Here is a 12,752-nt window from a genome sequence, read left to right as displayed (position 1 = left end):
CGCAACCACAACCGCATGTACGAGCTGCTCGATGCCCTACGGGATGAGGGAAGGGATGACCTACATCTGGCCGTGTCGCTGGTTGGCCTTTTCGGCCTGCGGCCGGCTGAGCTGTGCGTGCTCAGGGTTGAAGAGGGCAAGCTCTATGTCGGCAGCGTGAAGCGCAACGCCCGCACCCTGAAGGTCGCAAAGCCAGAGCGCCGGGTCCTGCCGCTTGATCTGCCCGGCCGTGAAGGCGAAGGTGCACGGGCCTTGGCCTTGCTCCATTCGGGCTTGGTGAAGATCCCTGCGGCGATTCGGTCGCAGATCGAGGCTGGATCTCACAAGGGCGTGGGAGACGCTTTCCGCCAACTTCTTGACCGCTTTCCCTTCTGGAAATCTCTTGTGGTGGCGCGATCCCTGGGCTGACGCCCTACAGCCTGCGGCATGGGTATGCCTGGCGCGGGCACAAGGCATACAGCCGTTCAATCCCTGTGAGGGATCTGGCCTGCATGATGGGCCACAATCCTGCAACCCATCACCGGCACTACGGCAAGTGGACGGATGAGGCGGGCCTAGAGGAGTCGGCAGCAAGGGCAGTTGGCCTGCATCCGTCAAAGGGACTGGTGGAAAGCTGACTCTCAGCCTCTCACCAATTCCCGCAACCATCCCCGAAGTGCACTATAGAGTCTACTTGGTCAAAATATGGTCTATCTCGACTAAAAGCTTGTCATAGGCAATTGACGAAGGGCTTTCAAGAGTGTCGCAAATAAACGGAACAAGTTCTTCCAGGCCAATCTTTTCGGCGCTCTTGCCGGCCGCCTTTCGCAGAAATGCTCTTATGGTGTCGGGTTGCGAAAGGTCTGAAAAGGCTTGCAATTGCTCTTTTCTAAACTCACGTGGCCAATCTTTCTCCATTCCTTGAAGATAGTAAAACTGTGCATTGGCCACCAGGGACAGAGCGTAGAACGCAACTGCTTTGATCAACTTGTTTTCATCTTTTAGCAGACGACTCATTGAGTTATAGATTTTTGAATTGTTTAAGGCCTGTAGAGGCTTGTTGGTGGGCTGGTTGGGGCAGCCTGTGGCCAAGAGCTTGTTCAGGTACCCCCACGCTTCATCGTATCTGCCTGCTGCTTGAAGGTAGCTTGATAGTCTTAAATATGTTTCTACGTCGTAGGAAGTTCCCGTAAGTGCGATCTTCTTGTAGGCCAATTTAAGCGCTTCGATAGCACCATCTAAATTCTGGTCTCGCTTCAGTTCGGTCGCTATTTTTAGTATTTCTGATGCGCCTAAATTTCCGACTTTGCCTTGAATGCCTTTGCAGTCAAGGCGCGCCTCCACGATCAAGCGCTCGGTGGCCTCTCTGCCTTTTTCTGTGCAGGTCCAAGTCTCGGGAGATTCATTATTGCATCGAGCATAGCCAAGTCTTGACAGGCTTAGCATAAAATCTTCGACATCTCCTTCAACGAGCTGCTTGTAATACTCGATTCCCTTGTAGTAATCCAGCATGCTTCTGGTTAATGGGGTATCTCGAACCTTCTTCAAGAATTGAATCTGCCCTGGTTTCAGCGGCAAGTTCTTTCGATCGCCTGACTGAGACTGCTCAATGCCTTCCCAGTTTGACGGTGGTGGCGGTGGCGGTGGCGGTGGGAACCCTGATGATCTCATTCTCAGTGTGCAATGACTCGTAGCTTTCTAGCAGCTTTACTGGTGGAGACTGTTGTTTAGTCGGGCCAAGAACCGAGCAGCCGCTCATGTCGGATCATGATGCCGCGGCCGTATCAGAACCGCCTCACCGGAGAAAACCGGCTCAGTACTGGAGCTGTTCAGCCCGCCCAGCAGGGCCAGGCCGCGGCATTCCTTGTCGTGCCCAGCTGCATTGCCTGCGTGCCCACTGACATTCCCGGATCGTCCGCATGGCCTCCTCAATCACCCTTTGAGAAAGGCCGCTGCTTAATCCAGGGATTGCTTGGCCCAGAGCCTGCAAAGCAAGAATGTAATGGGAGGCCTCGGTTTGTTCCAATGCGTGGCGCCTCTCCCAGGTCAGCCGCTGCGGGGTGGTCAGCGCCGCCTGGATCCGTTCGACAGCTGCCATGTGGGATTCGTAGTGCCAGCCCGCTGGCTTGTGCTGTCCTGCGCGTGCTCCAGGACGTTTCTGGCTTGCGTTGCGGTACCTGCAGCAATGGAGACACCTCCAGGTGTTGGCCCAGTATTTACTGAGGATGCTCTCTGACTCGAGAATCCAGTTCATCAGTACGTTGGCCAAAATCCTTGCCCGCTTCTTTCAGTCTGGGCATTGCCATAGCGGCATCCAGCCGCCGCTTGAGCCACGGTCAAGCGCCAGAGAGCGCTTTTGCTACCGAAAGTGCCACCTGTCCACCAAATCCACACGATCTGCAGGTTGGAAGCGGGCGGATCTTCAAGCGTGATGGAGCGCTGACCAGGCTGCAGCTGGTTCCGCACAGATCCAATGGATAAGCGGTGGGGGCCGGCATTGCGGTCGACTTTGTACCAACAGGACAGTTTCGGCGCCTTAAACGGTCGGGGCTTTGAAGACAGGAGACATTGCAGTGCTGGTCATCCGGCATGCGGCAGGTCTGTGATCTGCTCCCGCCCCGCGGCCAGCTGGCGGCCATCTGAGTGGGTGACGAAAACGGACAGGCCAGGCATGCGGGTCCAGCCGTGCTCGCCGTTGACAAGACAAGGAATGCGCTTGTGGCCCGGAGGTGCTGGGAGGTGACTGCACCTCCTATTCGATCTCCCCTGTATCCCATCTGTCCTATGTATCCCCTCCCTTTGTGATTCAGGGATCTCGTCTCGTTCTTCTTTTGTCATCACGGATGGATGGGTCACATCGGTCACCTCGGATAGTTGGGATGAAGAGGACATCTTGTCGTCCTCTCCCTTTACTCCGGCCGGCCAGTACCAAACCACCTGCCCATTCAGGGTTGCCTCCTTTGAGCTTTGTAGCAGACCCTTTTGGGTAAAGCTGCTCCAAGGTTCGCCGGGCTTTTCGGGAGGCATTGGCTCCCCTCAGATCCAGCTCCTCGACAAGCTCGTTGCTGTTGGTTCGCTGTCTAGACATCTCCCACTGCTCGCGCACAAATTCGAGCGCATCGGCCTGTCTGTCCTGCAGCCTGCCCTCGGCTTCTGCCACCTGCTGCTCAGCGAACACCTCCGCGGCGTCGCCATGGCTTATCCAGCCTGCCTCCTGCTGCTCTAGCAAAAGATGGATTGGCTCACCTCCACGCCTTTGTGTCTGCAGAACCACCCGTTGGTCATTTCCTCCTCGGCTCCGGTTGAGCCAGTCCAGGGAGACGATCTGAGATACGGACGCAGGCAGTGCGCTTGTTCCGCGTGAAGCGGACACAGCCCCTTCCCCAGCACGACCATGACCGCTGTGGTGAATCACCACCAGGGTGCAGCCGTAAGGGGCAAGGGCCTCCTGAAGGTCGCCCAAAGGGCCTGCGAATTCGCTGGCGGCTTCCTTCAGTCCGAGTGGTGCCGTGAGCTTGCTGTAGGAGTCGATTATGACAATGCATCTTGGCGCCAAGCTGGCCTCCTCGGCCAACTTGGACACCCCTTCGGCATTGAGGTGGATTGGTGCCTCTTGGGTATAGAGCCCGCGGATGGGGCCATCTGCCAACAGTCTCAACTTGTTGTTCGAAAGCTGTTCAGCTAGGCCGAACCTTTCAAACAGAAGCAACCACCGACGCAAAGGTGACGTGGACCCCGAAAACTGAGCCAGCCCTTATGAGAGCTTCCCTACCGGCCAGACTTGGCCAGGAGAAGCCCCATGAAACGCAAGCGCCACACGCCCGATCAGATCATCCGCAAGCTGCGCACCGCTGAGCAGCTCCTCAACCAGGGTCAGACCGTCGCCGACGTGTGTCGAGCCCTGGAGGTGTCGGTCCCGACCTACCACCGCTGGCAGCAGCTCTACGGCGGCATGAAGGCCACAGAAGCCAAGCGCCTCAAGGAGCTTGAGCAGGAGAACACTCGTCTCAAGCGATTGCTGGCCGACGCTGAGCTGGACAAGGCGATGCTGAAGGAGCTGGCCGAGGGAAACTTCTGAGCCCGGAACGACGTCGCAGGGCCGTGATGGTTCTGCAGGATCAATTCCGGGTCTCCCAGAGACGGGCCTGCCGGCTGGCCGGCCAGAACCGCAACACCCAGCGCCGGCCCATGCCGGTGGCGGCGATCGAGGAGCAGAAGCTCCGCCGGCGGATCCGTGAGCTGGCCCGGCGCCATGTGCGCTGGGGCCGGCGTCTGGTCTACCGCCGGCTGCGGCTGGAGGGCTGGAGTGTCAACCACAAGCGGGTGCAACGGATCTGGCGGGAGGAGGGCCTCCAGCGGCCCCTGCCGCGCCGGCGCAAGCGTTCCCGCACTGCCAGCGGCTCCTGAGAGCTCCTGCGGGCCGAATACCCCCACCACGTTTGGGCGATCGACTTCCAGTTTGACCAGACGATGGATGGACGGACGCTGAAGTTCCTGAACGTGCTGGATGAATACAGCCGGGTCTGCCTGGCCATTCGTGTCGGCCGCCGCTGCAAGGCTGTAGATGTGATCGACACGATCGAGGAGCTGCTCAGGCTGTTTCCGGCACCCACCTATCTGCGAATGGACAATGGGCCTGAGTTCATTGCTCATGCCCTGCAGGAGTGGTGCACAGGCAGCGGTTTGGGTACGGCTTACATCGAGCCAGGTTCGCCCTGGGAGAATCCATTCGTGGAGTCGTTCAACGGCCGCTTCCGGGATGAGTTCCTGAATATCGAGCTGTTCGCAACGGTGGCGGAAGCCAGGCTGTTGGCTGAACAGCACCGAATCGAGTACAACACCTACAGACCGCATTCGGCGCTCCAGGGGCGTACGCCCCTGGAAGTCCTCCAGCAGTGGAGAGCGGCCTGACTACCCCCAAGCTCTCAGAGGAACTGGACCAGCAAAGGGGGTCACGTCAATCACTCCAAGGCCGGCAAACGCTGGCGGGTCTCCATCCATCACGAGCTCTGCGCTGAGGGCAGTGGGGTCGTTCGCGATCTGAAGAGCGCCAGAGAGCCGGCAGGCTCATCGATCAGCATTACCGCTGGACCCTCCAGGGCGGCATGACCTGCGGCTCTGGGGGGCTTCGAGGTTGAGATGCAGCGGCGGAAGCATCCTCGGCGGTAAGCCCGATCCGTCGCCCCCCTGGCTCCGAGACGCTCAGCGAAGCTATGGCGGGGTTGGGTTAGGCAGTCCCAGGAATGTGCGACACTCCTGCACGAAAGTAGGAGCCTGAGACGTAAGACCTCTTGAATTGAGCAGATACCCTACCGTGCATTTGCGTCTAAAAGCAATTCGCTCTAGGCACTCAACCATCTGACCACGATCAAGGTCGAACAAGTCCCTAAGGAACCTATCGGGCCTGACAGCTGTGATTCCGTAGGGCTCTGTTGATGCCCTAGGAAAATCTTTCGTGTTCTGAGTCACGATGAGACTGCATTGACCTGCGATCGCGGCTGCGAGAACATGCCGGTCTTTGTCGTCGCAGGTCAATCCCAGCACAAGCCCTGAAGGGAAGCTAATGATGGCCTCGGGAAAGGCATTGCGCAGGTTTTCTCCCAATTGATTGATGTAGGCATCATCTTTCCCCTTTTTTCGAAGATTCCTCTCTAATTCCGCCAAGATCTCGTTTAACCAATGCGGACGGTACATGCCATCCCAGGCAGCTTCAAGCAGAACATCACGTAGGATAGGCCCAAACAAAGTACAGGTGTCTAGCACGACAGGGAACACACCTGATGCACCGACAACATTGATGAAGAGAGAAGGCGTCACTCTCGTGTTGTTTCTCCATAGTCTTCGAAGTAGTCGCTGTTGTCATCCTCAAGGGCTACAATCGCGTCCAAAGCTTTTCTGCTCTCGACACGACGGCGCTCGCGAAGATCCTCTACATCGCAGAGTTTAAGCCTACGGTGTGATCCAATCTTGCTGAATGGGATCTGACCGGCATCAATCAGTTTATAAAGGTATGGCCTAGAGATGTTGAGGAGTTGAGCGGCTTGTTGAGTCGTCAACAAGGTGTCATTGGGGATCAGTGAGATCTCTTGTCCCTCTTTAAGGTGTTGCAGTACTTCCCGGAGCACTGAATACAGCTCAGCCGGGACTTCTTCGGCCTGACCAGTCGGACCGATTAAACGAAGCGAGCCAGCTGGCGTGCTTAAAGTAAAGTGTCGCACGTAGAGCTCAGCTAGTCGAAGCCGTTCTTCTGGGGTTGTGGAGAACCGAGCAACAACGCCTCGGCCTTGGACAACAGTTTTCTCTGCAGGGGTTTGAGTGGCCACGGCAAGCCACCGCTTTGCGTCGTGATGAAAGGACAGGGACTGGCCCGCGGGGACCAGCAGCGCTGATGAGCGCCTGTTGCAAGTGAAATAAGCGTAACGGCTGGGCGACCGCAAGTGCTCAGCGTGTCCTTGATTCGTATCAAAGCCGCCAGAAGCCAGTTGCTGCAACGGGTTTGAGGATTCAACAGCCAAGCAGGTCAGGGGCTTTGCCTGCGCCCGGCTGCGGTCAACACCTGCCTCGACCGGCAGAGGCAACCTCTTCAGGAAGGCAGGAGGCTGTAGCGAAGCCTCGGCCATGGATCCCTCCAAGACCCCTGGCCGCATGCAGAGCTCCAGCCTCCTGCCTTACGAAAGGGAGGGGTACGTTAAGGAAGCGATGACAAGGCTGATGGGATAGCAACGGAATACTTCTCGTAGAACTCTTCCCAACCAAGGAGAAGGCATTCCTCCGAGAGCTCGTTCAGCAGATCGATTGTCTCATCGATTGGCAGCTCAAAACGCATCTCAGTGAAACCCTTATCAATGCCTTCGAGTTCAGGGATAAATCTCGGCAGCTCGAACTCCTTGGTCAGAGCAAGAGCTACTTGTTCAACGGCCCAACAGCACGCACGAGGTAGCTTCCGTCTGTACCAGACTTCGGTGTAGTCTTTCCGTCCTCGGTTGGGAATGTCGAACGCGATTCCGATCTTTTCGCAAACCCCTCGGACTTCGACAAGGTACAGGCATGAGGGGCGTTCTGCGTATTGTGGGTCATCGGCATAGTGCTCGTGGCCCTCTTGCCGGCGGTTATATTTTCCGATCGAGGTCCCAAGTATCCGACCAACTTCTCGTCGATGGCAACCACAGCTCTTTACCGCACCACTACGCAGCTGTGCGCCTGTGCAGATAGCTGTTTTACCGCACTCACACTGAGATAACCATTTCACTTTTCCATGTTTGTCCTTGCCCCACTCGCGGAGGACAGTCAACTTGTTGTGGACATTCCCTGTCTCAACCATCGTGGCACTACCAGGAACAGACTTCAGACACCCGCAGCTGCGTGTGGGGCCGTTGATGTGCATTACGCGAGAGACTGTCGCGGTGAAGTTCTTAGTTCCGCAATCGCAGTCAAAGAACCAGACAGATTTCCTATTATTGTCGATGTGACTGAACCGAGTGGCGACCAGCCTCCCGAAGCGCTTTCCATCGATGTGCTTACGAGCCCTCCGACTGGCTTTCGCTCTGGCGTCGCAGCCACAGGATTGCTGCTTGCCTTGGGTGAGGTCCGTTACATAGACAGGACGGGTCAGCGTTCCGCAGTCGCACTTGCAGATCCAGGAACTTCCATGAGCACGCTCCACGACGGCGAGCATGCCGAATCTCTGACCTTCAAAATTATTCTTCTTGCTTTCGAAAAGACATCCGCAGGACTTAGTATCTCCACTGACCAGAGCATCAGCACGAATCAGCTTTTTAGCGCCGCACTCACAGCGGCAGAGCCACTTTGTTGAGCTTCGATCGAACTCAAGCACGACAAGCCGGCCAAAGTGCTTGCCAGTGTGGTCAACACGGCGAGGAGGCATTACGGCTTGGCCTCCGCCCAACTGCGGCCTCTGCCTGCCTCGGCCAGCACAGGCACCCTCTTCAAGGAGGCGCCGGCGCCTTCAGCCATTGCCTCTTCGAGGAGCCTGGCGGCCATCAGAGCCTCCTCCGCACTTCTGAACAGGATCAGTTCATCATGCACGAAGTTGACCAGCTCTGTCTCGGTGAGTCCGTACGGGCAAATACCGGCCCGACTACCCAGGCCGGTCATTCGCCAGCAAAGACGAGGCATGCGAGTGGTTAGCGGCGTTTGTCGACTGGTACAACCACAGCCACCGCCATAGCGGCATCAAATTCGTGACGCCCCACCAGCGCCACAGTGGAGCCGCCAAGGCCATTTGCAAGCGAGTCGAGGTCTACGAGAAAGCCCGCCGGGCACATCCAACACGCTGGAGCCGATACACACGCTGCTGGCGCCAAACCGAGGAAGTGTGGATCAACAAGCCACCAGAAGAGTAGGAACCGATCCAGGCTCTATCCTTAATGCAGGCCGCCTGAGTGGCAGCCAAGGAGTGACATCTTCCCTGAAAGTCACCATCCCGCCTGGGCATTTTGTTGGCGATCAGCGGGCAAAGGCTGAATAGAGTGCTGAAGTAGTGGCCTCTGATACCCGCCTGTAGCTGCTGGCATTGAGGGCAAGCCTGAGCCCCATGGCCTAGTTCGGCTGAAAGATCTGGGACTTGGCGTGTAGCTGCTGGTGATGGCGCGACGACCGGGTGCGCTCTACACACGCTTTTACACACGTTGTGACTTCAGCGCCCTTCGCTGGGCAGCTCTAGAAACAAGAAAACCCCAGACTAGGCCGGGGTTTTCAGGGGATGGAGCCAAGCGGATTCGAACCGCTGACCCCCTGCATGCCATGCAGGTGCTCTACCAGCTGAGCTATGGCCCCATTGGGCTCACGCCGATGCTCGAAAGCCCCGCCGTTTTGCCTCGAAAAGCTTACACCGCAGGCTGACTGGCCCCCGGCAGCGGCCTCACACCTGGCGCCAGACGGCCACCAGCCGGCCCTGCACCGTGACCTGATCGGCGTCCAGCACGATCGGGTCATAGGCAGGGTTGGCGGCCTCCAGCCGCACCTGGTGCCCCACCCGCTGAAAGTGCTTGAGGGTAGTGCCGCTGCCTGGCACCAGCGCCGCCACGATCGTGCCCGGCTTCAGCCGGGCCGGGTCGGCCACCGGCTCCATCAGCACCACATCGCCGTGGTCGATGTGGGCGTCCACCATGCTGTCGCCGTTCACGGTGAGGGCGAACAGGCCGCGGGTGTCGAGCACGGGCTGCAGGTCGAGCCGCTCCTCGTTGTCGTGGAAGGGCTCCACCAGCCCGCCCGCCGCCACCGATCCCAGCACCGGAATCCCCGGACGCTGGCCGCCCAGCAGCTGCAGGGTGCGGGCCTGGCCCTCCTGCCAGGTGATCCAGCCTTTCTGCTGCAGGTGCCGCAGGCGGCTCTGGATCGGCGCCGGGGAGCGCAGCCCCATGGCCTCCATCATCTGGCGGATCGAGGGGCTGTGGCGGTGTTCACCGATGTAGCCGGCGAGCCAGTCGAACAGTTCCTGCTGGGCGCTGGTGAGCTCGCCCTGGGGGCCGTTCTCGCCGCCGGAGCCGGCAGGGGCCAGCGGCAGCGGGGCGCCGAACGGGGCGCGCGAGGGGTTGGAGCGCGATGGTGCAGATCGCGATGGGCCAGAACGGGACGGGGCAGAGCGGGGCACCATGGGCAAGGTCACAGTTGCCGGTCAGTACATTTGTGCCATCGATCGGCGCACTTGTCCAGTCCCTGGCCTGGTTTTGACTGCGGTTCGCCGGCCCGGTTCAGCCCGCCACGCCCCCCAGGAGAGCCGCCAGCAGGGCCTGCTGCACGTGCAGGCGGTTCTCCGCCTGGTCGAACACGCGGCTGGCGCTGCCTTCGATCACACCGGCGCTGATCTCCTCGCCCCGGTGGGCCGGCAGGCAGTGGAGCACGATCGCGCGCGGATCGGCTTCCGCCAGCAGGTTTTCATCAAGGCAGAAGCCGGCGAAGGCCTGCTCGCGCTGGCGCTGCTCCTGCTCCTGCCCCATCGAGGCCCACACATCGGTGTAGAGGCCATGGGCGCCGCGTACCGCCGCCACCGGATCGTGGCTCACCTCAATGCTGCTGCGGCTGCCCGCCAGCTGGCGGGCGTGGTCGAGCACCTGCGCCGACGGCTCGAAGCCCGGCGGGCAGCCGATCCGCACGTTCACCCCCAGTAAGGCGCCGCAGAGCAACAGCGAGTGGGCCACGTTGTTGCCATCGCCCACGTAGGCCAGAGTGAGGCCGGCAAGGCCATCCGCCGCCGCACGGCTGCTGGAGCCACTGCCGCAGAAGGCCTCCTGCAGCGTCAGGTAGTCGGCGAGGGCCTGGCAGGGGTGCTCCAGATCGGTGAGGGCATTGATCACCGGAATCGAGGCCCAGTGCGCGTACTCCTCCAGCTCGCTCTGGGCAAAGGTGCGGATGGCCAGGACGTCCACGTAGCGGCTCAGCACGCGGGCGGTGTCGGCGATCGGTTCGCCGCGCCCCACCTGGGTGACGGCCGGGTTGAGGTCGAGGGTCTGGCCGCCGAGGCGGGCCATCGCCACTGAAAAACTCACCCGCGTGCGGGTGGAGGCCTTCTGGAAGATCAGCCCCAGCACTTTGCCGCCGAGATCGATGCGTTGCTCACCGCGCTTGAGCGCCGCCGCCAGCCGCAGCAGCTCCAGCGTCTGGTACCCGTTGAGATCGGCTGAGGAGAGCAGGTCGTGGCCTTGGAGCGGGTTCAGGGCGGCGAAGGAGAACGCCATCGGCCCACGGCAAACAACACTTATGCGAGATCAACCCCCCTGACGTCAAGGGGGGAGATCCCGCTGGTGGTGGGCGCGCCGGTGCTGGTGCGGCTACTGGCCGGGCTCAGGCGGGAACCGGCACCGGCTCGGCGAAGGCGGCGTCCTCAGGCATCACGCTGGAGGAGAGCAGCTGCTTGAGCTCGTCGCCTTCGATCACCTCTTTCTCGAGGATCTTGGCGGCGATGTCCTCCAGCAGGCCGCGGTTCCCCTTGAGGATCGCCAGCGCCCGTTCATGGGCCCGGTCCACCAGGCTGCGCACCTCGCGGTCGATCGCCACCGCCGTGGAATCGCTCACCACTCGGCGGGGGTTGCTGCCGTTGCCGAGGAAGCGGTTGCCGCCCTGCTTGTCGTAGGCCAGGGGGCCGAGCGTGTCGCTCATGCCGTAGGTGCCCACCATCTGCTCGGCGATATCGGTAGCGCGCTGCAGGTCGTTGGCGGCGCCGGTGGTGATTTCACCGAACACCACCTCTTCGGCGGAACGGCCGCCCAGCAGGGTGGCGATCTGGCCTTCGAGGTCTTCCTTGGAATTGAGGAAGCGCTCTTCCTGCGGCAGCTGCAGGGTGTAGCCGAGTGCCGACATGCCGCGCGGCACGATCGAGATCTTGGCCACCTTGGCGCCGCCGGGCATCAGGTGCCCCACGATCGCGTGGCCCACTTCGTGGTACGCCACCACCCGCTTCTCGTCGTCCTGCAGGACGCGGCTGCGCTTCTCAAGGCCCGCCACCACCCGTTCGATCGCTTCGTTGAGGTCGCCCTGTTCCACCGAGGTGCGCTTGACCCGTGCCGCCAGCAGGGCCGCTTCATTCACCAGGTTGGCCAGGTCGGCTCCGGCGAAGCCGCTGGTGGCCTGGGCGATCTTGTCGAGATCGACGCCAGGGGCGAGTTTCACCTTGTCGGCGTAGATCTCCAGGATCGTCTTGCGGCCGGAGAGGTCGGGGCGGTCGACCAGCACCTGGCGGTCGAAACGGCCAGGACGCAGCAGGGCGGCATCGAGGGTTTCCGGCTGGTTGGTGGCTCCCACCACGATCACTGGCTTGTCCTTGGAGGTGAAGCCATCCATTTCGGTGAGCAACTGGTTGAGGGTCTGCTCCCGTTCGTCGTTGCCGCCCACCACGCCCATCGAGCCGCCCCGGCTCTTGCCGATGGCATCGAGTTCGTCGATGAAGATGATGCAGGGCGCCTTCTGTTTGGCCTGCTCGAACAGATCACGCACGCGGGCGGCACCGGCACCCACGAACAGCTCCACGAATTCCGAGCCGGAGATGATGAAGAAGGGCACGCCGGATTCACCCGCCACTGCCTTGGCCAGGAGGGTTTTGCCGGTGCCCGGAGGGCCCACCAGCAGCACGCCTTTGGGGATGCGGGCGCCGATCTCCACATAGCGCTCAGGGGTCTTGAGGAAGTCGACGATCTCGGAGAGCTCGGCCTTGGCTTCATCCACGCCGGCCACATCCGCGAAGGTGACGCGGGATTCCTCATCAGGCACGTAAACGCGGGCCTTGGATTTTGTGAAGCTGAGCGCGCCCTGGGCACCGCCACCGCCCATCGAACGGCGGGCGAAAAACTGCAGCACCACGATGAAGATCAATGGCGGCACCACCCAGCTCAACAGGGTGGTGAAGAAGCTGGGGCGCTTCGGTGGCGCAGCGGCGAATTCCACCCCTTTCTGCTCCAGGCGCTGGGGCAGGTCCATGTCGAAGATCGGCGTGGTGGCCAGCACCGACGGCGATCCCTCAGGGGCGTTGCTCAGCTCGTAGCGGATCTGGTCCTGAGTGATGAAGGCACGTTTGACATTGCCGTCATTGACCTGGTCGATGAACAAGGAATAGGGGACGCGCGGCACCTGGGTGGCCGGGTTCGGCAGGAAGTTGCTGAACAGCAGCAACACGCCGAAGCCGATCAGCACCAGATTGATGATGCTGAAACGGCGGTTCGGCTTGTTCTCGTCCTGACGGAGGGCCATCGCCTGAAGATGCAGTGGAGCCAAGCTAAGCGGCCCTCCTGAGGCAGCGGCCCCTGCTCCGGGGGGTGACA

10 protein-coding genes, 1 tRNA gene and 1 pseudogene are annotated in these 12,752 nt (G+C 60.6%); 2 read left to right on the top strand and 10 right to left on the bottom strand.

Annotation, left to right across the window (positions count from 1 at the left end; translation table 11 throughout):
• Window positions 1-15: 15 nt before the first annotated feature.
• Window positions 16-408 carry a hypothetical protein gene (locus tag KBY86_RS07880; protein ID WP_255140749.1) on the top strand — a complete coding sequence of 131 codons (393 nt, stop codon included), beginning with the start codon at window positions 16-18 and terminating at the stop codon, window positions 406-408.
• A gap of 261 nt (window positions 409-669) precedes the next feature.
• Here the strand turns inward: KBY86_RS07880 and KBY86_RS07875 are convergent, their stop codons facing one another.
• Both KBY86_RS07875 and KBY86_RS07870 read right to left on the bottom strand, forming a co-directional pair.
• The gene (locus tag KBY86_RS07875; protein WP_255140748.1) at window positions 670-1,491 is read right to left on the bottom strand and encodes a hypothetical protein; all 822 of its coding nucleotides are present in this window, start codon (window positions 1,489-1,491) and stop codon (window positions 670-672) included.
• Window positions 1,492-2,785: 1,294 nt separating this feature from the next.
• On the bottom strand, window positions 2,786-3,688 hold the full coding sequence (locus tag KBY86_RS07870; RefSeq protein ID WP_255140747.1) for a helicase RepA family protein: 903 nt from the start codon (window positions 3,686-3,688) through the stop codon (window positions 2,786-2,788).
• A 90-nt stretch (window positions 3,689-3,778) separates the two neighbouring features.
• Between KBY86_RS07870 and KBY86_RS07865 the strand changes: the two are divergent.
• A pseudogene (locus KBY86_RS07865) lies at window positions 3,779-4,890 on the top strand (IS3 family transposase).
• A gap of 300 nt (window positions 4,891-5,190) precedes the next feature.
• Here the strand turns inward: KBY86_RS07865 and KBY86_RS15290 are convergent.
• From KBY86_RS15290 to ftsH, 8 genes are all read right to left on the bottom strand, one after another.
• Window positions 5,191-5,742, bottom strand: a complete 552-nt coding sequence (locus KBY86_RS15290) for a PIN domain-containing protein (protein ID WP_399221271.1) — start codon at window positions 5,740-5,742, stop codon at window positions 5,191-5,193.
• A gap of 50 nt (window positions 5,743-5,792) precedes the next feature.
• On the bottom strand, window positions 5,793-6,599 hold the full coding sequence (locus tag KBY86_RS07860) for a helix-turn-helix domain-containing protein (RefSeq protein WP_255140746.1): 807 nt from the start codon (window positions 6,597-6,599) through the stop codon (window positions 5,793-5,795).
• A 68-nt stretch (window positions 6,600-6,667) separates the two neighbouring features.
• Entirely contained in the window at window positions 6,668-7,813 is a 1,146-nt protein-coding gene (locus tag KBY86_RS07855) for a hypothetical protein (protein ID WP_255140745.1), read from the bottom strand.
• 50 nt (window positions 7,814-7,863) lie between these two features.
• A complete protein-coding gene (locus tag KBY86_RS07850; RefSeq protein ID WP_255140744.1) occupies window positions 7,864-8,094 on the bottom strand; it encodes a hypothetical protein in 231 nt (76 codons plus the stop codon).
• Window positions 8,095-8,702: 608 nt separating this feature from the next.
• Window positions 8,703-8,775 (bottom strand) — tRNA-Ala (locus KBY86_RS07845).
• 85 nt (window positions 8,776-8,860) lie between these two features.
• Window positions 8,861-9,505 carry a transcriptional repressor LexA gene (gene lexA, locus KBY86_RS07840; protein ID WP_255101148.1) on the bottom strand — a complete coding sequence of 215 codons (645 nt, stop codon included), beginning with the start codon at window positions 9,503-9,505 and terminating at the stop codon, window positions 8,861-8,863.
• Window positions 9,506-9,692: 187 nt separating this feature from the next.
• Window positions 9,693-10,676, bottom strand: coding sequence for an ornithine carbamoyltransferase (gene argF, locus KBY86_RS07835; protein ID WP_255140743.1), 984 nt, complete (start codon window positions 10,674-10,676; stop codon window positions 9,693-9,695).
• A gap of 106 nt (window positions 10,677-10,782) precedes the next feature.
• Window positions 10,783-12,681 carry an ATP-dependent zinc metalloprotease FtsH gene (gene ftsH, locus KBY86_RS07830; RefSeq protein WP_094512639.1) on the bottom strand — a complete coding sequence of 633 codons (1,899 nt, stop codon included), beginning with the start codon at window positions 12,679-12,681 and terminating at the stop codon, window positions 10,783-10,785.
• Window positions 12,682-12,752: the final 71 nt, after the last annotated feature.

Origin of the sequence: Synechococcus sp. Lug-A (assembly GCF_024345655.1) — a bacterium.
In the GTDB taxonomy this organism is placed as follows: Bacteria; Cyanobacteriota; Cyanobacteriia; order PCC-6307; family Cyanobiaceae; genus MW101C3.
This window is presented reverse-complemented; position numbering and strand designations above follow the sequence as displayed.